Annotated in this window: 27 protein-coding genes; 12 read left to right on the top strand and 15 right to left on the bottom strand. The window is 40.5% G+C overall.

Annotation, left to right across the window (positions count from 1 at the left end; all coding sequences use genetic code 11):
* The first annotated feature begins 18 nt into the window (after window positions 1-18).
* The 3 genes from AACU32_RS32590 to AACU32_RS40815 all read left to right on the top strand — a co-directional run bounded on the left by AACU32_RS32590 (window position 19) and on the right by AACU32_RS40815 (window position 1,713).
* Window positions 19-684 (top strand): hypothetical protein, encoded by a 666-nt coding sequence (locus AACU32_RS32590; protein WP_096606010.1) that lies wholly within the window; start codon window positions 19-21, stop codon window positions 682-684.
* 138 nt (window positions 685-822) lie between these two features.
* Window positions 823-1,359: a hypothetical protein gene (locus AACU32_RS32585; RefSeq protein ID WP_339378467.1), complete on the top strand. Its 537-nt coding sequence runs from the start codon at window positions 823-825 to the stop codon at window positions 1,357-1,359.
* Window positions 1,360-1,641: 282 nt separating this feature from the next.
* On the top strand, window positions 1,642-1,713 hold the full coding sequence (locus tag AACU32_RS40815; protein WP_096608276.1) for a sigma-70 factor domain-containing protein: 72 nt from the start codon (window positions 1,642-1,644) through the stop codon (window positions 1,711-1,713).
* A gap of 38 nt (window positions 1,714-1,751) precedes the next feature.
* On the opposite strand, the gene AACU32_RS32580 is transcribed toward AACU32_RS40815, so the two are convergent.
* A complete protein-coding gene (locus AACU32_RS32580) occupies window positions 1,752-3,653 on the bottom strand; it encodes a serine/threonine protein kinase (protein ID WP_096606006.1) in 1,902 nt (633 codons plus the stop codon).
* A 165-nt stretch (window positions 3,654-3,818) separates the two neighbouring features.
* On the opposite strand from AACU32_RS32580, the gene AACU32_RS32575 reads away from it, so the two are divergent.
* On the top strand, window positions 3,819-4,313 hold the full coding sequence (locus tag AACU32_RS32575; RefSeq protein ID WP_096606004.1) for a hypothetical protein: 495 nt from the start codon (window positions 3,819-3,821) through the stop codon (window positions 4,311-4,313).
* 100 nt (window positions 4,314-4,413) lie between these two features.
* Here AACU32_RS32575 and AACU32_RS32570 read toward each other — a convergent pair whose 3' ends face one another.
* The gene (locus AACU32_RS32570) at window positions 4,414-5,676 is read right to left on the bottom strand and encodes a hypothetical protein (protein WP_096606002.1); all 1,263 of its coding nucleotides are present in this window, start codon (window positions 5,674-5,676) and stop codon (window positions 4,414-4,416) included.
* Window positions 5,677-5,956: 280 nt separating this feature from the next.
* Between AACU32_RS32570 and AACU32_RS32565 the strand changes: the two genes are divergently transcribed.
* From AACU32_RS32565 to AACU32_RS32535, 7 genes are all read left to right on the top strand, one after another.
* The gene (locus AACU32_RS32565; protein ID WP_096606000.1) at window positions 5,957-6,877 is read left to right on the top strand and encodes a histone deacetylase family protein; all 921 of its coding nucleotides are present in this window, start codon (window positions 5,957-5,959) and stop codon (window positions 6,875-6,877) included.
* A gap of 572 nt (window positions 6,878-7,449) precedes the next feature.
* Complete coding sequence (locus tag AACU32_RS32560; protein ID WP_339378466.1) at window positions 7,450-7,587, top strand: hypothetical protein; 138 nt, start codon at window positions 7,450-7,452, stop codon at window positions 7,585-7,587.
* Between the two features lie 178 nt (window positions 7,588-7,765).
* Complete coding sequence (locus AACU32_RS32555) at window positions 7,766-8,212, top strand: tellurite resistance TerB family protein (protein WP_096605998.1); 447 nt, start codon at window positions 7,766-7,768, stop codon at window positions 8,210-8,212.
* Between the two features lie 392 nt (window positions 8,213-8,604).
* Window positions 8,605-10,383, top strand: a complete 1,779-nt coding sequence (locus AACU32_RS32550; protein ID WP_339378722.1) for a peptidylprolyl isomerase — start codon at window positions 8,605-8,607, stop codon at window positions 10,381-10,383.
* Window positions 10,384-11,020: 637 nt separating this feature from the next.
* A complete protein-coding gene (locus AACU32_RS32545; RefSeq protein WP_096605996.1) occupies window positions 11,021-11,317 on the top strand; it encodes a hypothetical protein in 297 nt (98 codons plus the stop codon).
* An 86-nt stretch (window positions 11,318-11,403) separates the two neighbouring features.
* Complete coding sequence (locus AACU32_RS32540; protein ID WP_096605994.1) at window positions 11,404-12,567, top strand: phosphotransferase family protein; 1,164 nt, start codon at window positions 11,404-11,406, stop codon at window positions 12,565-12,567.
* Entirely contained in the window at window positions 12,568-13,716 is a 1,149-nt protein-coding gene (locus AACU32_RS32535; RefSeq protein ID WP_096605992.1) for a T3SS effector HopA1 family protein, read from the top strand.
* Window positions 13,717-13,743: 27 nt separating this feature from the next.
* On the opposite strand, the gene AACU32_RS32530 is transcribed toward AACU32_RS32535, so the two are convergent.
* From AACU32_RS32530 to cysE, 10 genes are all read right to left on the bottom strand, one after another.
* Window positions 13,744-14,319 carry a Uma2 family endonuclease gene (locus tag AACU32_RS32530; protein WP_096605990.1) on the bottom strand — a complete coding sequence of 192 codons (576 nt, stop codon included), beginning with the start codon at window positions 14,317-14,319 and terminating at the stop codon, window positions 13,744-13,746.
* Between the two features lie 114 nt (window positions 14,320-14,433).
* A complete protein-coding gene (locus AACU32_RS32525; protein WP_096605988.1) occupies window positions 14,434-14,970 on the bottom strand; it encodes a (2Fe-2S) ferredoxin domain-containing protein in 537 nt (178 codons plus the stop codon).
* Between the two features lie 96 nt (window positions 14,971-15,066).
* The gene (locus AACU32_RS32520) at window positions 15,067-15,333 is read right to left on the bottom strand and encodes a hypothetical protein (RefSeq protein WP_339378465.1); all 267 of its coding nucleotides are present in this window, start codon (window positions 15,331-15,333) and stop codon (window positions 15,067-15,069) included.
* Window positions 15,334-15,511: 178 nt separating this feature from the next.
* Window positions 15,512-15,715: a putative nitrogen fixation protein NifT gene (gene nifT, locus AACU32_RS32515; RefSeq protein WP_096605986.1), complete on the bottom strand. Its 204-nt coding sequence runs from the start codon at window positions 15,713-15,715 to the stop codon at window positions 15,512-15,514.
* A complete protein-coding gene (locus AACU32_RS32510; protein ID WP_096605984.1) occupies window positions 15,690-15,977 on the bottom strand; it encodes a nitrogen fixation protein NifZ in 288 nt (95 codons plus the stop codon). The genes nifT and AACU32_RS32510 overlap by 26 nt, the downstream gene beginning before the upstream one ends.
* Complete coding sequence (nifV, locus tag AACU32_RS32505; protein ID WP_096605982.1) at window positions 15,964-17,097, bottom strand: homocitrate synthase; 1,134 nt, start codon at window positions 17,095-17,097, stop codon at window positions 15,964-15,966. Before nifV ends, AACU32_RS32510 begins: the two co-directional genes overlap by 14 nt.
* 310 nt (window positions 17,098-17,407) lie before the next feature.
* Entirely contained in the window at window positions 17,408-17,605 is a 198-nt protein-coding gene (locus AACU32_RS32500; RefSeq protein WP_096605980.1) for a DUF2949 domain-containing protein, read from the bottom strand.
* Window positions 17,606-17,781: 176 nt separating this feature from the next.
* Complete coding sequence (locus AACU32_RS32495) at window positions 17,782-17,910, bottom strand: hypothetical protein (RefSeq protein WP_339378464.1); 129 nt, start codon at window positions 17,908-17,910, stop codon at window positions 17,782-17,784.
* 54 nt (window positions 17,911-17,964) lie between these two features.
* Window positions 17,965-18,222: an Asr1405/Asl0597 family protein gene (locus tag AACU32_RS32490; protein ID WP_096605978.1), complete on the bottom strand. Its 258-nt coding sequence runs from the start codon at window positions 18,220-18,222 to the stop codon at window positions 17,965-17,967.
* Window positions 18,223-18,306: 84 nt separating this feature from the next.
* A complete protein-coding gene (gene cysE, locus AACU32_RS32485; protein ID WP_096605976.1) occupies window positions 18,307-19,083 on the bottom strand; it encodes a serine O-acetyltransferase in 777 nt (258 codons plus the stop codon).
* Window positions 19,084-19,832: 749 nt separating this feature from the next.
* Here cysE and AACU32_RS32480 point away from each other — a divergent pair.
* Complete coding sequence (locus tag AACU32_RS32480) at window positions 19,833-20,642, top strand: tetratricopeptide repeat protein (RefSeq protein WP_096605974.1); 810 nt, start codon at window positions 19,833-19,835, stop codon at window positions 20,640-20,642.
* A gap of 149 nt (window positions 20,643-20,791) precedes the next feature.
* Here AACU32_RS32480 and AACU32_RS32475 read toward each other — a convergent pair whose 3' ends face one another.
* The 3 genes from AACU32_RS32475 to AACU32_RS32465 all read right to left on the bottom strand — a co-directional run bounded on the left by AACU32_RS32475 (window position 20,792) and on the right by AACU32_RS32465 (window position 22,090).
* The gene (locus AACU32_RS32475; RefSeq protein WP_339378463.1) at window positions 20,792-21,025 is read right to left on the bottom strand and encodes a DUF6887 family protein; all 234 of its coding nucleotides are present in this window, start codon (window positions 21,023-21,025) and stop codon (window positions 20,792-20,794) included.
* A complete protein-coding gene (locus tag AACU32_RS32470) occupies window positions 21,015-21,200 on the bottom strand; it encodes a DUF6888 family protein (protein WP_445223239.1) in 186 nt (61 codons plus the stop codon). Before AACU32_RS32470 ends, AACU32_RS32475 begins: the two co-directional genes overlap by 11 nt.
* A 413-nt stretch (window positions 21,201-21,613) precedes the next feature.
* Entirely contained in the window at window positions 21,614-22,090 is a 477-nt protein-coding gene (locus AACU32_RS32465) for a hypothetical protein (RefSeq protein ID WP_096605972.1), read from the bottom strand.
* Window positions 22,091-22,308: the final 218 nt, after the last annotated feature.

Here is a 22,308-nt window from a genome sequence, read left to right as displayed (position 1 = left end):
AAAAATCAAGGATATTTCATGCAAGTTTACATTCCAGAAAACCTAAAACTCTTTATAACATCTCATTGGATAAATGGAAAGTGCAAAGTGGAACTTGAAGCAATTACAGGTATTGTGATGAGCCACGAAGAGCGTACTAAAACACGAGTCTATGGAGATCATACAGGTGTTGGTAGTTCAACATCTATAGATCAGGCATTTTGGATACAGCTTGAAAATGGTCGCGAAGAGTGTATTGAATTGGGCAATATTGATCTTCATCTAGCTAGACCTGGACATCAGCTTACTTTTATCAAAGCTACAAATTTACTAAACAAGGAACACTATAGTTTGTATGTTGCATTATATAACCACGTAACCGATAAACATTGTATTTATCAACAGAGAGACACTCCTTTTACATGGAAATGGAGATTTATTCTGTATAAACCCAAGAAAAAGTTTAACTGGCTGAAGTTTGTAATATTTTATTTTGCTGCAACTGTCTTGTTACGATTGATTGTAGCGAATCTCGGACTATCCACTTCCGATATTGGTGGTTTAATAATCATAGGAATGTTTGCGTTCTGGGGATTTGCCATAATATGGGCGCTCTTAAAAAAAACTGATCGTCGATTTAATGAGTTTGAAAATCACATTAGAAAAATCATCCATGACTTTCGTGAACAGCTTAAAATAAGTTAAACAACCTCCTCAGGTAAAATTAAGTAATCTTACTATAATTACCATATATATGTGGTAAAAAACTCATTACTTGAGTGGTAGACTGTTGAAGATATAGCTAGTCTGCATTGAAGTGACTGAAATAAACATCCATCCATCATGAAAACATATACTATGCTAAAAAAATCTCAAAAGTTGGCGGCTCTAATTAGCACCCCTTCAATAGCTATGCTTGTCTTTTTTTTCAGTAATCCCGCAGTAGCAGAACGAGCCTGTGTCAAGACAGATGCGGGAAAAGTTGTCTGTGGTGAATTAGTAGAGGATGGTAATAATAGAACTGCTCCAAAGCCAAACTCTTCAATACCCCTTGATGGCAAATATTCTTTTTCATGGACTCAAGACGCAAACCAAACAAGTGGGTGTGTGCCAAGTGCTGCGTTAGACGAATTAATAATTTTTCCTAATGGTTTAATGAATGGTCATTATAGCGGAAAAAATAGTAGTACTGATTTTGATTTTAATGGGAAAATTAATCCCGATGGCACTTGGTCAGGTAATATACCTGCAACTGGGTATCGATTTGAGGGAAATATTCGTGATGGTAAAGTATCAGGAACATACACTGCACAATCAGAGATTACCATGTCACAACAACAATGTATAGGAACAGTTACAGGTTTTAAAAAGCCTAAATGATACTATTAATCAATTAGTCAATGTCAATTTTTAAAACCTATTTCCTGACTCAATTGGGTGCATCTATACTTTACAAAAATAATACAGCAATAAATCGAATTACTGGCATTGAATTCGACAAACCTCACCCACCCAACCTCCCTCTCCTTTTAGAGAGGGAGGAGTAACAAAAAATTAGCCTTTTTGCACCCCTGTCTTGTTAGAAGAGGGGCTGGGGGTGAGGTCAGAATTTTGTGTATAGAACTCGCGTTAAAGATGTAGAGAAATTAATCAGAAGAATCACTGACAACGTACCTGAGAGAAATTCGTAGAACTCGATTACTGAGTGGATACGAAGAGATTGAACTTTATTAAAATCTCCTATCAATCAGCAACGCCAAAATACCAATATATCAATGGGTAGTACCTTGAGTATTTGATTTTTCCTGATTTAGCTGATTATTCTTATTATATTTATCTACAGTATTTCGTCCCTGTTTAGCTAAATTATCCGCAGCTTGTTTGAATAATGGTGCTAATTTATCTTGCCAGTATTTAATGTTAGGCAATTTTTCGGGATGTTTTTTATAATCTAAAACTTTATCCCATTGACCTTTATCTATTGCCGCATTAATTTCATTAAATAAAGCATCTGCCTTCGCCCAATCTTGTTGCCACTGAGCAATCATTACCCCAGTTTCTTTAAAATCAGCAGCAGCTGTTTGCGGTACAGATTTCAGCAGTGCGATCGCTCCGATTAAATCCCCTGATTCATACTTCTTCCTGGCTGATTCCAAAACTTGAGCGCTGTTATCCTTAGACTGCGACTCGGATTTTTCTGTGCCACCGGTAAACGGTTCGGAACGAAATGGATCTGATTTACTAGATGATGAAGTTTCTACCTTAGTAGATTTAGGTTCTGGTTTCGGCAGCGGTCGAGCCGCAATTAAAGTATTATCATCTACTGTCTTAATTGCAATTCCTTTATCTCGCAAACAAGCAAGCCATTGTTCATTATTTGTGATCACATCCGAGTGCGCCCAAGCTGATTGTCCGGAGTTAAGTTTCACTTCTATCCAACCCCGTTGGGTGCGTTTACCAGTCACTTCAAACTTACTATTACTGATAACTGTTTGCACAACATTATCTGAATTAATCCCACTCGGTTCAGAACGAATATTAGAATTACCCTCGACAACAGCTAAGCACTTGTTGCCTACATTAGTATCATTACCTGTTAAATTAGCAGCTACATTTTTGATACTGGGATAGACATTTGTCACCAAAGCCGCCGCCCCACCCGCCAACATCAGTCCCACTATTAAAGGTAAGGGGTCAGGTTTGCTATAATCTTGACGGACTGGTTTAGCAGCTACTTTATTAGCTGGTGCAACTGCAATAGTGTGCTGCTGTGTTCCTTGGGTGGGAGTGTGATTTGCTTGAGTGCTAGAATTTAGCTGCAATTCCTTTAATTTCGCAGCTACAGCCACAGGAGTCATCAACCCTCTACATGCTTGCAGTGCTTCTGTAGCACTTTGGTAGCGGTCTTTAAAGTGATAACGCACCATTTTAGTCAACACCGCTGCTAACTCGGAATTGACACTCACTAAATCTTGCCACAGGAGTTCGCCTGTATTCGGGTCTTCTTGCAATGCTGAGGCTGCTACTCCTGTTAAAGCTTGAATAGCAATGATTCCTAAAGAATAAATATCGCTATTGGCACGGGGTTTACCTTGCCCTTGTTCTGTAGGCATATAACCAGGAGTACCAATGACTATCGTCGCACTAGGTTGCGCCCCAGGCACAACTAACTGTGTACGTAGTTGTTTAACAGCACCGAAGTCTACTAAAACTAATTTATTGTCAGAACTCCGACGGATAATGTTATCTGGCTTGATATCGCGGTGAATCACGCCTTGACTGTGGACATATTCTAAAATGCTCAACACTTCCAACAACAGTTGGACTACCTGAGTTTCGCTCCAGCGCTTACCAGGTAACAGTTCCTCACTTAAAGTATTTCCTTCAATAAATTCTTGTACTAAGTAGAATTGCTGATTTTCGTCAAAGTAAGCCAAAAGCCTGGGTATTTGATCGTGTTTGCCCAAAATTTCCAAAGTTTCAGCTTCAATGTTAAATAAACGCTTGGCTGTGTCAAAAACTCTGGGGTCGGAACTAGTAGGCTGAAGATGCTTGACAACGCAGATGGGGTTACCTGGCCGTCTAGTATCTTGAGCAATGTAAGTTTGACCAAATCCGCCCGTCGCTAGGACTTTAATTACTTGATAACGATGGTCTAGTAGTTTACCGATCATATTGCCTCCCCAGAGTTAACACCCAAATTTCCAGATGCTAATCAATATCTCCAAATTTTCTTCCATGAAATCCGCTATCTTGAGAAAAGATTTGAATTAAAAATGTAATTTTTTTCATAAACACACTTTGTTAATTTTTGTTTCAATATCCTTTTGTGATTAGCAATGCCACCCAAAATCAACAACTCTGTTACATGGCAGCAAGCTGAAATGCTTATGCAGCCTGCTTTCATCCGCGTAGTTGATAATATTCGCAAGCAACTAGATGTATCTTCCTGGACTGGAACTTATCATGATGTCTTGATTTGGCCGGCCAGTATCACCGATGAAACCAAAGCAATTGTGACCAATCTGTTGCAGGAAATGGAAACTGCGACACCAGAACAAGCAGATGACATCAGAAAAACCCTTTCTGGTCTGCCAATGCCCCATCCAGGATATCATCTACGTTTACAGCGTCAAGAGCAGCAAGTAACTATAGACTTGTGGGATCTATGTTATCAAGTGTGTTTTCTAAATTACAGCCCAGAAGCGCCAGATGCGGAAGCTTCGATGATTGACACTAGTTTATTTGATGAAATGGGAGAAGTGGATTGGCAGCATTTAGAAGTGAAGACGAAGGAATTAGTGGAACAGGTATTTGCCAGTTTACCCACATGATAGGGAACTCCAAAAAATAAACAACAGCTTAAAGTTGTTGACGGTTGACGGTTGACGGTTAACAGTCAACCGTCAACAATAACAATGGAATATTTTTTTACTACACTAATTCTTGTGTCACTACTCTACGCAGAATCTCAGTGACTTCAGTTGCCATTCTCGCATCTAGCTCAACTGCATCGCGGTTTTTTGCCTGTTCAATAGCATTAGGATTAGTTTCCTGTAAAGGTTTTGCTCCCCGCAGAGCCAAACCTAACGTTATCAGTTCAGCAGGTTTTTTCCCAGGTTGTGGCAAATCCAGAATAAATTTAACTAATGCTAGGTAAACTATTTCCGTACTTTTGCGTGTATCGCTGTAGCCGTCGCCTAATTTAGAGATAATCACTGGAGAACTAATAAAGCTTTTCAATCCCAATGTCTCAATGGCAATATCAGTATAACGGCAGGCATCTTTGCCCATAGCTTTGATGATCTGTCCTAAACTGTGCCACTGGGCACCTGGTATTCTCGCTTCCGGTGGTAGCTGATGATGCCAACCTAGCATCGAGAGCAACCTGAGTAAATCGTATGCAGTGACGAGATTATCTCCTCTAGTTGTCTCCGGTGCGGCACTCAGCAATACTTTTCGCGTTTTTAAATCAAACAACTCAGGCTGGTTAATAAAAGGATCTTCGCCATAACGCCCACGGAAAACTAAATCTTGGTTACCTGTGATTTTTTTGACCCAGGTTTCTAAGCCTTCCCAAGTCTCGAATCTTTTGCACATAGCAGCTAGTGAATTAGAGCTGGCTATCTGTTTTTTATAACTAATTATGTCAGCTGCTACGTCAAAGAAGGGAACATCTTTCTGACGCTTGGCTGGGTCTCTAATAACGCAGTTTTCTAGGCTTGATTGAAAGAATTTTGTATTGGATTGAGACACAATATTTAACAAAGGAATGATTTTGGTGCCACTCCAAAACTGATTTTTATTCAGGGCATTCCGACCCATCCAATGGGCTTTGATCTTCCCGTCATTTACTCGACCAATGCAGATACAAGCTTCTTTGATATCTGAATGGAGAAACTCTAAACCTTGCCGATCAATTTGCGGCATTTCTCCGACTTTAGGATAAGGTTTAAATATTAATTCCTCTGGATTTTGTGCTTGTTTCAGGCTCTCTGGATAATTATTTATATCTTCTTGATAGGGCGAACTCTCCACCCCTCGATATAATAATGCTAGCTTCTCAGCCGTGGAACCTGCATTAATTCCCACTTTGAGATATTGGTCAAAAATTTTATCCCTATTCTTAGCCTGATCTAGTTGGTCAGTTGTGAGGGCAGAAATAGCAGGGTTATTAGTATTTGCAGAATTGGACATAAGCTAATGATGGCTTAAATATTAGGTTAGTAGCTGCATTGCTGATGGCATTGTATCTTATTTACAACTGACAGAGCTGATTGAAATGTGGCGACAGGATATCAAGGTGTAGAGCATGAAAAACTGGAGCGGAACTTTTTAATAGGCGACTACATCTCGATTTTGAAAAGAAGGAGATTTAGTGCCAATGGCGAATAAATTTGCCGCACTTCTACAGCAATAAATAAACTGGGGAAGATAGAATGACATTTAGTATCTTGCTGAGCACTTTTCTTGCCCCATGCTACCAGTCATCTATTCCGATGAGTTTCTGGAACACAAGACGGGAAACTACCACCCAGAGACACCAGAACGTTTGACAGCGATCGCAAAAGCTCTCAAAGAAGCTGAGTTTGCAGATAAAATTGACTGGCGATCGCCTACACCAGTTTCACAAAACCCATCGCTGATGTCTGTACTGTTGCAAGCCCATACAGCAGATTACATCCACAAAGTTCAGGCGATCGCGACAGCAGGTGGTAGTTACTTAGATGGAGACACACCTGTATCGCCTCGGAGTTATGATGTAGCACTATTGGCTGTGAGTGCTTGGATGGATGGCGTTGATACAGTATTAGCCACAGAAAATCCAGCTTTTGTCCTAGCCCGTCCCCCCGGACATCATGCAGAAACTGATGCGGGAATGGGTTTTTGTTTATTTTCTAATGCAGCGATCGCAGCTTTTTACGCTTTAGAACAACCTGGAATTAACCGTGTCGCCATCTTAGATTGGGATGTACATCATGGTAATGGTACTCAGGCGATCGTGGAAACTCAGCCGCAAATTGCCTACTGTTCTCTACATCAGTACCCTTGCTACCCTGGTACTGGTAGAGCCTCCGAACGCGGCTTTCATAATAATGTCTTAAATTTACCTGTACCGCCTGGTAGCACTATAGACGTTTATCAACCGCTATTTGAGAAGTCCGTAGTCCCCTTTTTAGCTCAATTTCAGCCAGATTTACTGATTATTAGTGCTGGTTACGATGCCAACGCCGCAGATCCTTTAGCTAGTATTAATTTGCAACCAGCAGATTATGGTTTGTTCGTGGATTATTGTTTAAAGCTGACTCGCAAAATTCTTTTTGGCTTGGAAGGTGGCTATGATTTATCAGCCCTTTCCCAATCAGTTGTCGCCACAATCGAACGCTGCTTGCTTTAGCACTCTTAGACTGACAACGCGAAAGTTTAAAGATTTGATTGTAAAGTTTTATTTCAGCCTCCCAATCAGGCTGTAGTTCAAGCAGGCGAAAACAGGGGAGGTTATCACCTGCTGACAGTCGCTAGCGGGATAATTTTGCCATTTTGACAAGCTGGCTACAAAAAATTTTTTCATGTCCAAGCATAAGAATTAAATAATACAATTTTAATATGTAATATTACTAGTAAACTTATTCATTATTTGCTGTAAATGCTTGAAATAAAAGCTATAATCCCAGCAAAATAAAATATAAATTTTTGTATCACAGTCCTATAAAAGACTTATTCGCTATATAAATATACTTAAAAAAATGTTGCTAGATTTTTGACAATAATTGATTTTCAGTATTGAATTGCACAAAATACCAAGAAAATTCATGGAATCTTCAAAAAGAAAAAATTTGAGATGTGTTTTTAAAGAGCTAAAGTTTTGTTAAGATGCAATTGCTAGGAAGTTCGAGAACGAAATACACCCATCGGGGTGTGAAGAGATTAAACAGCACTAGCAACACAGAGTTATAAAGGTGAAGCGTAATGACCACCTACATTTTTTTCAATGATGCCCTGCAAATGCTTGCCAACGCCTATTTGATATCCGCAATAGTGCTAATAGCAGCTTCTGGTATAGGTTTGGTAGTTATAGAAACAATTGAAAAGACTGGAGAACGCTAAATTCTAAGCTGGCGTTTTGCATTTGAGCAAAAAACCGATTGAGTGCTTGTGTTCGCTGTCAAGAAATCTTGGGAACACTAAACCATGAAAGTCTCACAGCGTTGCAGGCTAACCTGGAAGTTATAGAACATACAGGTAACTGTACCGCTATTGAGACCTCAATCAAGGAGCAACTACAATGGGTTTATTAGACACAGTATTGGATACAGAAAGTCAGGCTCATGTGACACTTAGTCCAGCGGAAGCATTTGCGGCTATCACTCTGGCTGCAACGGCTATTGATGGTTATTTGTCAGAAAATGAAGCGCGTTGTATCTCCTCAGTTTTATCACGGTTAAAGCTTTTTAGAAACTATACCAACGAGTTGATGAACAGGCTATTTGAAAAAATCCTGAGCATCCTCCGACGGGATGGGATGAATGTTTTATTCGATGCAGCTAAAGAATCCTTAACCGAAGAACTACGGGAAGCAGCTTTTGCGGTAGCGACAGACTTGCTATTATCTGAGGGTATAGTCAAAGAAGAAGAGAAAAATTTTTTAAACGATCTATATCAAGCCTTGGGGATTTCCAGAGACGTGGCAATCCAAATCGTGCAAGTAATTTTAATCAAAAACCGTGGATAAGGTAGCTGCGTTCAAGCGATCGCGGACTTCCAGATAAAAAAATATTCAATAATATTGGGTGTGTCAGTCAGATAACAGTTGGAAATACCAAATTATTCCTACTGATGCACCCTACTGATTAGTAAAAGCCCAATTTTGCAGTGTGTGTTACGTCGCTGGAAATCTCTAGATTCCATTTGCTCAAATAAAGCGGCGTAACTCACCACCTTTGACAGCGTGCATAACTGATTTTGATCAAAGAATGAGACAGATGCATCTGTAGAGTCGGGGTTTCCTCGCCCTTTGCGACAATCCATATGTCACGATCATTAATTGAATCGGTATAATACAAGAGCGTTAAAAATCTTGGTAGATAGATGATAATAAACTTATTTACCAGTAAACGCACGGTTATGCTTTGTTGCCTCAACCCAGCCTGTCACAACCCGCCTGCACCTGATGGTACGAAATTTTGCTCTAATTGCGGCGTTCCTTTGGTTGTGTTGAGAAATCGTTATCGCCCACTTAAATCGTTGGGTGGTGGGGGATTTGGTAAAACTTATTTAGCAGAAGATATTGACAAATTAAATAAAAAGTGCGTCATTAAGCAATTTGCACCACAAGTTCAAGGAACTCTAGCGCTGCAAAAAGCCACAGAATTATTTGAACAAGAAGCAAGGCGACTAGAACAATTAGGCGAACATCCACAAATTCCGACGCTGTTAGCGTATTTTAAAGAAGATAATCGCTTGTATTTGGTGCAGCAGTTTATTGATGGGCAAAATTTATTAAAGGAATTAGAACAGCAGGGAACTTTCAACGAGAGAAAGATTAGAGATTTATTACAGGATTTATTGAGTATTCTCCAGGTTGTACATCAACAAAACGTTATTCATCGGGATATTAAGCCAGAAAATATTATTCACAGAGGTGATACCTCCGGTAAGGGCGAAGCCCTACGCAAAGTTGTTTTAATTGACTTTGGTGCATCCAAGCAACTCACAAAAACAGTAATGACTGCAAAAGGAACCATGATAGGTTCTTTTGGTTATGCACCTTTGGAACAAATGCAAGGAGGGGAAGCCTATCCAGCAAGTGATTTATATAGTTTGGGTGCAACTTGCTTTCATTTACTAAGTGGAATTCATCCTTGGGAACTTTGGAAAACACAAGCTTACGGCTGGATTAAGAGTTGGAAACAGCATTTACAGCAACCAGTGAGTCGAGAATTGGGGAAGATTATTGATAAGTTACTACAAGAAGATTATCAGCAGCGTTATCAATCTGTAGAGGAAGTTTTAAAGGACTTAAATCCACAGCTAATACTGTCAATTCAGCCTGTTAAACCGATAGTTACTCCGTCAGCACCACAAAGACAACGTAAAGTTTTCACATCATTAACAAATTTACAAAAAGTATTGATAGTTGCGACTTTTATTGTAGCAGCAATCATTACAGATATCTGGGTCAAGTATACTAATATATCAGGTGTTTCTACTGAAAATAACCCAATTTCTCAACCCACAAATACAACTACAACCACAGAAACTATAACTCCAACTAAATCTGCATCTAATAACAGCAGCGAGAGCATTGCTGGCATAGAAAATTTACCACGACTTGAAGGTAAGGCAACAGTAGTAATGACTGTTAAGGGTTCACCAATAACAATTGAAGTAGATGGGCTAAATGCTCCAATTACTGCGGGAAATTTTGTCGATTTAGTACAAAGAGGTGTATATGATGGGTTATCTTTCCATCGAGTTGTGCGCGATCCCCAACCATTTGTAGCCCAAGGTGGAGATCCCCAAAGTAAAGACCCTAGAACTCCGGATAGTAGAGTGGGAAACGGTGGCTATATTGACGAAAAAACGGGGACTGAACGCTTTATACCCTTAGAAATTAAACCCAAGGGTTCTGATGCACCAATTTATGGCAAAACTTTGATAGATACCCCTGTACTGAATCACAAACAGGGGGCTGTGGCAATGGCGCGGGGACAACAGCCAGACTCTGGTTCTTCTCAGTTTTATTTTGCTTTAGCAGATTTGGGATTCTTAGATGGAAATTATGCTGTGTTTGGTTATGTCATCAAAGGCTTTGATGTCGTAAACAAGATTAAGCAGGGCGATCGCATTGATTCAGCAAAAGTTACCAAAGGTGCAGAAAACCTAAAAAATGCTAGTCAATAGGGAGTAAAAGAACCGGGAGAAAGCTTGTGGCAAATTATTTTCTAATTGATGCGATCCTTCTGTCGAGCCAATTTTTGATTCAATAAATAACAGTTTTAACTTAGGCGATCGCTTGTTGACAAGGGTGAGGACAATACCAATAACAAATAAACGGTAAAACTTTTAACGTTTAACAATAAATGTATAGATTCACAAAGAATGCTGGACTTAAGTTACAGAGTATTTTATGGAAATGAATTACACACTTTAGGGCAGAACTTCCTACGATTATCTGTATCTCAGCAAGTTACAATCTGCTGTATAACTCTAAATAAAAAGCCAAAATGGCTACATTTTTTGATTGTTTGGTTATAGGATCATCTGGAAAACATTTAATATTTGAATTTAAAAATCTCAGAGTAAAGCTGTCAGGCTTTAAAAAATACTATTTCGATGGGTGAAAGCTTGTAAACCTTATCTATTTTGAAAGTGGGAGTTTTGAATTATTTATCACGTCAAACTTTATGGGGTAAAGCTTCCCCTGAGAAGATTTGATTGCAATCATAAATGAGCAAATATAAATGCCATTTACATCATCAAGGATGTAGGCAATCAACATATCGCTTGCTTTTTCCTGTAAACTACACGGAGGTTTTTTATGTCTGATACATCACAATCTCGCTCTTTAATCGTCGGTCATGATTTGTTTGACGATGAAGAAACTTATTTGCACGACTTGAGTAAGGAAGAACTTAGTAGCCTTTCTGGTGGAGCGCTGAAAAAGACAGGCCCTATGACTACCGCCATTAATTGTACAGTTCCCGCCCCAACCAAAACAGTTGCAACCACTGCAATTAGTTGTACTTGTCATCCAGGCCCACAACCAACACCACCTGTGGTAATTGATCCTTGTCCGAAACCGATAACCACTGCTTGGTTCTGTACTCTTTACTAACGGGTAAGTAATGTTTGAAAATCTCCTTCTCATGTTGAGAAGGAGATTAAACTTCAACCCAGAATTGAGCCAGGAAAGGGGGATGAATGACCTTTGTTTTGAGCGTTCAAAATGTGGTGGACTATTTGGTAGAGTGCAACCTTTGTGATGTTGTCGATCGCTCATCTATCCAAATTCAACCATTACCTGCCAAGAACTTCAATTTGCTGGTGACATTATCCGACGAGCGACACCTTTTGGTGAAGCAGGAGCGGTTAAATCAACCGGGGAAAACTGCTGGAGAATTCCTCAATGAATGGCAGGTTCACACACTCGTTCAAAGCTTTACTGCGCTCGATCGCATTCGTCGGTGGCTATCGGAAGTAGTGTATTTTGATCCGGTCAATTCGGTCATTGTAATGCGTTATCTCACGGATTATCAAGACCTGTTGACAGTGTTTGCTCAAGACAATTCCTTGACCATTTCCCTGATGAATGGGGTGGGTAAACGGTTAGCTACAATACATCAACTAACCTGGAATCAGAGTAGCTATCAAGAGTGTCTAGTTCGTTCGCTTCCTGCTGTCCATCAGGTGATTGGTACTACTCGCATTCTGGGGCGGATTACGCCGGAAGTTTTTGGGAAAGCGCCGCCTGCGGGTATCAAGTTTCTGTCACTTTGTCAACGATATACGAGTTTGACTGAAGCGATCGCCGAATTGGTGACAACGTTTACTCCTTGTTGTTTGACGCACAATGATTTCAAACTAAACAATATTTTGGTTCACAATGATTGGCAAGCAATCGGCTTAGAGTCTGATGTGTCCCTGAAATTCATTGATTGGGAACGCGCCGCTTGGGGTGATCCGAGTGCGGATCTGGGATTTGCGATCGCCAACATCCTAGAATTTTGGTTACAGAGTTTAATCGTCAATCCGGCAATTGCGATCGCCGATTCTCTGTTGATGGCAATGGTACCACTAGACGAGTTACAACCGGCGATCGCCGCATTTATCACTGGCTATCTTCAGGAATTTCCCGATATTTTGGCACTCGAACCACAATTTCTCAAGAAAGTAGTGCAATTTGTGGGTATTGCTTTGCTGCATCACATCCAAGCAGACATCCAATATAATAAGTCTTTCAATAACACAGGCATTTGTACCCTGCAAGTTGCTAAAAAGTTGCTGTGTTATCCTGAGCAATCTATACCGACAATCCTGGGGAAAACGGAAGCAGACTTGATGCAAATGAGGGCTGTGGGAGTTTAGATGATGATGCAACCCGTTCCTTTCTCCGCTCTTTCTCCCAATCTCCAAGATGCTCTCCAGCATTTGGTGGAAAATATCCACATTCAGTCCGCTTTCTGCATCCACCATCCCAACTATGGTAAAATTGAACTGGTAGGAGCAGTTGCAGAACGATTTGGGCAGCTTCCACAGACCCTGCAAGATCAATATCTGCTCATACAACTGCAAAACTTAATTTACTCCGTCTATTACAACGGTTTAATTAAGATTTCCCAGAATGACTCAACGCCGGATTCCCAAACAGTTATTCAAGGTTATCAAGATTTAGAGAATAATACCTTACTGGGAGTCGATACTCAGTTTTACGATCGCTTGCATGAACACAATACCGGAGTTGGCTACTTTGATCCGGGTTGGGCGGTGATCGGTTGGGAAGATAGCCAGACGCTGATGGTAAAAAAGAAAGAGATTACCCTACACCTCGATCCAGAACGCCATTTGCACCCTGAAAGTCGCGCAGGTATTTTAGCCGTTACTGAACTAGTTCCCGAAAAATATGCAGTTCCTGTCTTAATGCCGAAAAATCGCGTGCAAAATGGATTTTATATGGCGGTTGGTAATGCAGGAATACAGCAACCAGATGAGAATTCAGTCATTGTGAGAATTTATTTTAATATCACGGCTGAAGGTGCGGTAATGTTAATGCAGCACATAACGCAAAACCTGAATCAGCAAATGATACCCTTCAGCTTCAAGGTTTTGTACAATCCCTCAGATTACAAGCGTTATGATGCTGGTGTTCTTTACTTCCATCAGCGGGATTTTGCAGCCATTTGGTCTATCTTACAGTCCATTGATGATGCAACGCGATCGCACTTTCGTTCTCCAGTGCCGCTATTTACAAAGCCATTAGCACCAGGATTGGGATTAGCCCAAGAACCCGATCGCAAGTTTGCTCAAGAAGAGAGTTTTGGAATGCATCGGTGTCGAGCGATCGCTCAGGGTTTATTATCTGCCTATAGAGAAGGAAAAACATCTGTTGAGCAGCGATTGCATAGCATTTTACAACAGTTTGCCGCCAGTGGTGTGGATTTGCGCTATCCCTATTTAAACTCAGGTTCAACCGATTATTATGAAGAAATTTGTCGAGCAATACGCGATCGCACCTGAAGCAGCGCTTGGATCAAAGCCAATTTATCAACCAGGAAACACCTTGGATAAGTCCAATACTAAATCATAAAAATTTGGCAGATTAACTGATTCATTAGGTAGAAAAATTACCTTGCGGCGATAACCCAATTTACTTTGTGAAGCTTGATAAGGCTCGCTGTAGCATTCTAGATAATTATCTACTAAATTAAATATCCAGTAATCAGAAATACCTGCTTCTGCATAAAGGGGTAGCTTTTCTTGTTGGTCATATTTTAAAGAAGAATCAGCAATCTCAATTAACAATAATATATCTGAAGATCTAGGATGTGTATCAAGATAATCGTCGGCGCGATTTTTTATTATGACTAAATCTGGTTCAGGTTCACTGTCTGGAGGTAAAGTAACAGGAGATTGACACCCTAAAATTGCTTGTTCTGCTATCAGCTTAAATAACTCTCGCATCAGTTTAGTTATACAAGCTGAGTGCTTTGGAGTTTTAGCTATTCTATGGGTGACTCTACCGCGAATTAATTCAAATCTGTTATCCTCAGCAAAAAATCCCAGTTCTATAAGGCGGTGATATTCAGCTATGGTAAAGCGTTTAGCACTGCTTAGGCTCATAACAAATATGGAAATGCATAGTTATTTGCATCTTACACTTTTACATGGAAAATAGGCGGACTGGGAGCTTACCCTTTCCACCTGTTAAATTTAATTACCAAATATGTTGACAAATTAAGTTAAGTGATTTTCCAACAGAGAGGCGATCGCTTCTGGATGAACTTTCTTGTATTGCTTTTTACCAATCCTGACAACGCAGTTAGGCGCGCTGCTACAGCGTTTTTGACAGCCTGTATGCTCAATTGTTACTTTGTCGATCAAACCGCGATCGCACAAAGTTTTTTCTAAATCTGACAATAAACCTTTACCACCCCGCTTGATGCAACCAGATTTTTGACAAACCATGATTTTGGCTTTGGTTTGCGGTGGTAAATTTTCAATCGGGCAAACACCAGTTGCTTTTACCCGGAATGCTTTGAATTTTATTTTACCTGTTTGCGGGTTTAATTGGCTGATACCATCAACGCGAATGTGTTCCCCAAGTACTAAGGTTGAACCTAAAGAACTGCGTAACTCTTTGGGAACTTTAACTTGCAAATTCCCGGCGGGAATGGCTAAGCGCAAGTATTTAAATTTCCCTTCATCGCCTACAAAACCCAGGAATTTACCCTCAAGGTTTAATTCCGATAACGTCTGATATTTTTCACCCATGTTCAGTAACTCACAATTCAAAATGAAACTTAGTTCAACCTGAATCTAAACGGGTGCTATCATGTCCTATACAATGCTGATATCATGTCCGATAAATTAACAATAATTAAAACTTTTAACGTTGCCGCCTGAGTCTAAATTATGTATATTTAAACATACATGATATTCGCTAATTCTTGGTTGCTCATCAACGCCAACTGAGCAATGACCAATGACAATTGACCAATGACCAATGACAATTGACCAATGACCAATGACCAATGACAACCAAGTAATTAGTTGGACATGATATAAGAGATAGATGCTTCCCCAATTCCTATCTCCCCCGACAATAAAGTACTTCCAAGTAAAAAAATATTCCATTGCTATTGTTGAACGTCAACACTTCCCTGCGGGACGCTACGCGAATGACTTCGCGGTATTTGAGCGCAGTCCAAACTCAGTGCGGCGCAGTCAACAGTCAACAGTCAACAGTCAACAATCAACAATCAACAATCAACAACTTTAAGCGGAATAATTTATTTTTTGGAATTCCTTAATTTTAGGCGAGCCGTCTAGCTTCTACTGTTAGGGGTAAACTCTTTTCGTCTGGCATCTCACGAAATTCTAATTCCCAACCATTAGCTAAAGTGAGAATCTTCCCCTCAGCGCCGTCTGTTTGTTTGACTACGACTTCTTCTAAATCTTTTTTAGCGACGTAGACAACTAAATGACCAGCATCATTCATCCGTAGCATTACTTTCATTAATTTCCTCAACCAATTCTAGTTCTTTTTTGCGACAACCAATGACGAACCCTGTATCTAAGAAATGCACAGCATAGATATAGGATCTCTGCAAATATGTGCCTATACTAGCAACGTAGCCAACTTCTCCCTTTTTGGCTAAAACTACCCCAATGTCTTGACCGGGAAATGTGCCATCGTTTTTAATCAGCTTACGCAATCGTACTTTTTGGCCCATTTCAAAAGCGGGTGGTGAGTCAAGTTCCATTTCATCGGGTCGCATGAGAATACCTCTGTTCTCTGGCTAAATTCAACAGTTCTTCTGTAGTCAAGCTACGTTTTTTCTGGGTAGATTGCTGGCGGACTGCATCTAAAACAGTTTGGGTTTCTTCTGAGTTGAGAAAAATACCATGCTGTTCTAGGACGCTAGATACTAAGTGACGACCAGAATGTTTACCAACTACTAAACGGCGTTCCCAACCTACTTCTTCCGGTGCAAATGGTTCGTAGGTAACGGGGTTTTGCAACACGCCATGAGCATGAATTCCAGATTCGTGAGCAAAGGTATTTTCACCAACAATTGCTTTCCAAGGTGGAACACTGCTACCTGATGCTGATGCAACTAGTTGAGATAGTTCTAGTAATCTGGGAGTGTCAATACCTAAATCTTGACCGTAAATGCGTTTAACGGCCATGACGACTTCTTCTAAAGCTGCGTTTCCAGCGCGTTCACCCAAACCGTTGACTGTGGTATTTACTGAAGATGCTCCGGCTTTGATACCAGCAAGAGCATTGGCAGTAGCTAAACCAAAATCATTGTGGGTGTGGATTTCCAGCGGAATCATCAAAGCTGATGCTAGCCGCTTGACTTTATTGTAGGTAGTAAATGGGTCAAGAACGCCAACAGTGTCGCAAAAGCGAAACCGCGATGCACCCCATTCTTGAGCATAAAGCGCTACGTCCAAGAGGAAATTTTCATCCGCTCTTGAGGAATCCTCTCCGCCTACTGCTACCCAAAGACCATTATCAACCGCAAAGCTGACACAATCTTTAAGTTTTTGCAGACTTACCCGCCACTGTCCATGAAATTTCGCGGCGATTTGAATACCAGAAACGGGAATGGCGATATGTACTCGCTGTAAACCGCAAACAATAGAAGCCTTAATATCTGACATCACAGCGCGGTTCCAGCCGAGTAATTTGGCTTGCAAACCCAAGTTAGAAATTGCTGAGATTGCGCGTGTTTCTTCCTCACCCATCGCCGGAATACCGACTTCTAATTCAGGAACACCGATGGCATCTAGAAACTTAGCGATCGCAACTTTCTCTTCTAAGTTAAAAGCAACCCCTGCTGCTTGTTCGCCATCACGTAATGTAGTGTCATTAATTATGATTTGACTCATCTCAAACATCTCACTATGGGAATTATTCTTAATATTGTTTCTAGATTGCATTCCTGGTGTTCTGCAATCGTCACTAATGGTAAATGCCTATATATTTTCCAGAAAATGATGGTAAATGCTTAAGAATCTTAAAAGGCATGATTCATGACTCTTCATTATGCTCCATTAAAACTCAACACATCTGTATGACAGAGAACCAAATTACGGTATCATTTACAAATTCTTTTTACGTTGATGGTTGACTGTTGACGGTTGACTGTTGACTGTTGACTGTTGACAAATGACCAATGACTATTGACTATTGACTAATTTAACTTTGCTCGTATAGCCAATCAAAAATCCGTTCAAGTTGCTCTAAATCAACTAGTCCGTATTGCCAAAGCAGCATTGGTAACGGCCCGTTATCCATTTGTTGGTGTCGCAGTGCGACAGAAATATCCGCACTGGAAAGTTCAAGTTCATTATGCAAAAAATTAAGGAATTGTTTATCGCTGTTGCGAATGACCATAATCAGACTGTACACTTTTAGATAGGGGCAAAACTCAAAAACTTGAAATTACAACTCTGCATATGTAACTTCACTTTTTTATTTGCCAAAATATGTCAAGAAACTTTCAGATTTAGCAGATGGGACAAACCCAAAGTAATTCGTAATTCGTAGTTCGTAATTAAGAGGGGTCAGATTTAATCGGGGTTTGGTGCGGTTGAATCTGTTGCCGGAGATGAGAGAATTGATATTACTTCCTCAGTCTGCAATAAAATGGCTTCGGGAACAGTAACTTCTACTTCTAATTCTCCCAGCAGATTATGCATATCTGCAAAAATTCTCAATTATCCTGACAAATGCAATTTGCAATTTGAGATGGGTCAAGACTCAGGAGTATAATGCCAGCAATGTTCTAACCAGTCCAGCAATTGTTGGCGAGAAGCGAAAAACTGCATCAGAGTACTCCGAACCAGTATTGCGGTTTGTAGACTATCTACTTGTACCCGCAAAGAACCATCAGCCAGACAGGAACAGGGAATCATTAATTCTTGCAAGCGGGAATAGATTCGCCAGCGATCGCTCAGAGGAATTTGCAACACGCGATCGCCTAGAAAGTTAGAACTACTAGGGGGTAACATTTATAATTGTCCTTTGTCAGTGGTCAGTGGTCAGTGGTCAATAGTCAATAGTCAATGGTCAATGGTCAATAGTTAAGAAAATTTCTACTTTTGACTCTGGACTGTTGACTCTGGACTGTTGACGGTTGACTGTTGACGGTTGACTTTTAATTCTTGCAGTTGTTGTTCTAGTTGCTCGATGCGGGAAAGCAAAGAGCGCATGACGCTGGCTTCCACGTCGGGGAGTTTACCATGTTCTAGGGGTTCGCCTTGCTTGCGAGAAATAACGCGGCCAGGAATCCCTACGACAGTGGAATCTTCAGGGACATCGCGTAAGACAACTGAACCAGCGCCAACTCGGACGCGATCGCCAATTTGAATATTACCTAAAACTTTTGCACCTGCACCGACAACTACGTTTGCGCCGATAGTCGGATGGCGTTTACCGCTTTCCTTGCCGGTTCCACCAAGGGTCACACCTTGATAAATTAGTGTATAGTCGCCGACAATTGCCGTTTCGCCAATGACGACACCCATACCGTGGTCGATAAATACACCTTTCCCAATCTCTGCACCTGGATGAATTTCAATACCCGTTAAAAACCGTCCTAGGTGCGAAATCAACCGGGGGAAGAAAACCACCCCGCGACGGTGTAACCAGTGCGCCAGACGATGCAAACAGATAGCGTGCAATCCAGGGTAGCAAAAGACTACCTCTAGCCAATTACGCGCTGCGGGATCGCGCTCAAAAATAATGCAAAAATCGCTCAACAATGGCTCAAGAAAATTGCCAGAGAGTAGATTTTTCAGCAGGGAGTTATTTGCAGAATCCGGCTTAATAGTAGTTTTGGGATTTCTGATACTATTTAATGTCTGTTGCATCGGTACTTTCTGGTTGAAAAAGCCATGTGCTATTTTTCTGCTTATATCAGGCAGCTTCAAATAGGACAGTCTATCCGATGTCTATTGGAATTATTGGATTGATTAAGCTTGTACTCAACCCCTCAAACCCCCATTGCAGAGACATCTAAAATTTATCTTGGGGTAAAGGTACTAGCTTTTTCTGTTGGGGGTACTAGCATTTATGAGGTAGGGGGTTAAGCTTTTCTGTACTCATCACCAAACCCTCAGCCTGTAACACTTCGCAATCATTTCTCTCACTTGTTTTGCGATATATTAAGCTGTACTCAAATGCTGATAAATCGGAAGTAAATGAGGTAACAAATGGAATATCTGTATTCCTAGTTACCTTTCTTATTTTATTATTTTGCTAGGGAAAAAACCTAATTTCTTAATTTTGTTTTAGGATTTGTTGTCTGTAAATATCTATACTTTTTGCGATCGATTTGGTTGTTAATAAAGGGGTTTTAGGTCACGCAGAGGAGGACACTTGCGTGTGGGGGTTCCCCCCGCTTTTGCAAAGTGTCCGTCACGCAGAGGCGCAGAGAGAAATACCAAAATTTATACTAACCTTTGAAATGTATTGCAATACCGTTGCTGATATTTTTGAATTTGCTAGAGATGATCAATATCTCAAAGATGATTTAATTTGCTGTAGTCGATAGCTGGAATGATATTTAATTCCTAGATGTGGGAAGAATAATATTAGTGTTATCTGCTTTTCTATACCCATGCTCAATTTAATATTTGCTTATGGATACTCCAGCCTTGGTTATATACTTTATAATGCTGGCGACTACACAGGAGCTATTGAAAATTGTAATCAGGCTATTTTACTAAATTCGGAAGATTTAACATCTTATCTTATTCGTGGTGCAGCTTATATAATGACAAAGAATTATCAAAATGCGATTGAAGACTTTAATCAAGCTATCCGCATGAGTCCTCAATATAGTCGAGCTTACGCTGAACGTGGTGTTGCTCGTGCAGCAATAGGCGAAAATCAAACTGCAATTGAAGATTGTAATCGTGCAATTGAATTAGAGCCGCAATATGTACGAGCCTATTATGGACGAGGTGCAGCGCGTTTTTACTCTGGTAACTATCAAGGTGCGCTAGAAGACTTCAGTCTGGTAGCTCGTATGGAACGTTCTGCTATTGCTTACTACAATTTGGGGATTCTGCAATATTCTCAGGGGATTAATACTCAAGCCATTAAGCACTTAAGCAACGCTCTTGATAAAGATCCCAACTTAATGGCTGCTTACTATGTGCGGGGTAATGCGTGTTATGAATTAGAAGATGAGCAAGGTGCATTTGCTGATTTTAACGAAGCCCAGCACATTGAAACCATAGGTGCAAGTGAATTTTATTCTGAGGATGAATTTGCTTTCTACGCCAGAGGTTTGGCTCGTTATCGCTTAGGAAATCGAGAAGAAGCGATCGCCGATCTGCAACAGTCAGCCCAAATTGCATTAAAGCATCAAAACACAATACTTCACCAAAAAGCGATCGACTTCATGCATGAAATTCCTTCTTAATCAGGATTTGGGGCGGATGCTGGATAGGTTGTTATAAGAAGAACAGCAGTAGCGTTATCAGTTGGAGGCAGATTTATACAAGATTTAAATCCGCCTCCACCACTTTTAGAAACCGTAAAATTTACCAAAGACACAAGACTATTAATCTATTAATCCTGATTATTATTTTCTTGCTTAACTTTTTGAGCGATCGCTTCTTCAATTATCCGAATATTCTCTTCTATAGGTTTACCATCTTCAGTAAACATCGACGGATATATAATTGCTTCTGAGTCGGGAGTACGCCGACTAAATAGAATTTCCAACGCTTCCATATCTTCCCGATGAGCAAGCACATACGCTCTCAATTCTTTAGTGGACATTTGAGCAAAATTAGGTTTCATTGACAAATCTCCAAGTTCCATCACGAAATACAAGGATTTGCAGTTCTTCACCAGCTAAAATAAACACATCGCCAGTTGTGTCACTAAAACGGAATAGCTGAATTTCCCGGTAAAAATTGGACAAGTATTGGCAAATAATCACACACATAAGTGCTTGCCGAGTTGTAGGATATATAGAATTTTCCTCAATTGTGACATAAATAATATTAAGCCTTACAGTGTTAAAGAATCTCGGTTAACACCGGAATAATTCCCGCGATTGCCTTTATCGCCACAATCAACTCACCCTTGGATTGCATAAAGAGGTTCCAAGCCTCATTAATGGAGTTCTGAGCCTCATTAATGAAGTTATTAGCCTCATTAATGAACTTCTGAGCCTCGTTAACGGAGTTCTGAGCTTCATTAACGGAGTTCTGAGCCTCATTAACGGAGTTCTGAGCTTCATTAACGGAGTTCTGAGCCTCGTTAACGGAGTTCTGAGCTTCATTAACGGAGTTCTGAGCCTCGTTAACGGAGTTCTGAGCCTCATTAACGGAGTTCTGAGCCTCATTAATGAGGTTCTGAGCCTCATTAATGAGGTTTGATTACTCACGAACCAGATGCAACTTTAGCTGATCTACCTTTAATAGCTTTGAAGCGTTCGCCTAATTGTTCAGCGACAGTTTTTAAGCCTGGAGTCTTTTTCGCAGCAGTCTTCACATAGTCATAAACTGTCAAACTGCTGCTCATAGCTTCACTACCGACTGCTAGTAGAGTATCATCTACTTGTTCAGTTAGTTGGCGCATAGAGGTTAAAAGTTCAGTGAGTGCGGAGGCTAATTGATAATCTCGAACAAGTTCCTCAACATCAAAGCTAGCTGGGAGAATTTCCCGGTTCGACTGAGCAGCAGTGACGCTATTGTTCACAAACGCAAGGCTTTTATCACCCATTTTTAACAAGCTACGCCGTTCATCGTTGCTGAGAGTGATTAAAAAGGGTAGCTTTTTTTGGACAGTCTGTAGCGCGGCTTTAATTTCTTGGATATCTTGTGGTGAAAGGGAGCCTGTGATGTTTTGATAAGCCATCGTATTATTACTGGGGTAATTCTAAGTTTGAGTAGCAATACTTGCTAAGTATAGAATGCCCAGAATCAGGATGCGATCGCACATCTGAGAGTAATTTTCAGTAATAAAATTCTTGAGTTAGTAGGGTGTGTTATGCCGTAGGCTAACGCACCTTAAATTGCTAACTATGGTTTGGTGCGTTGCGCTGCGCGACAACACACCCTACAAATACTCTGTAC

Source organism: Calothrix sp. NIES-2100, from assembly GCF_963875285.1.
Classification (GTDB): Bacteria; Cyanobacteriota; Cyanobacteriia; order Cyanobacteriales; family Nostocaceae; genus Aulosira.
Note: the sequence above shows the minus strand (reverse complement) of the source record. Positions and strands in the feature narration are given on the sequence as shown.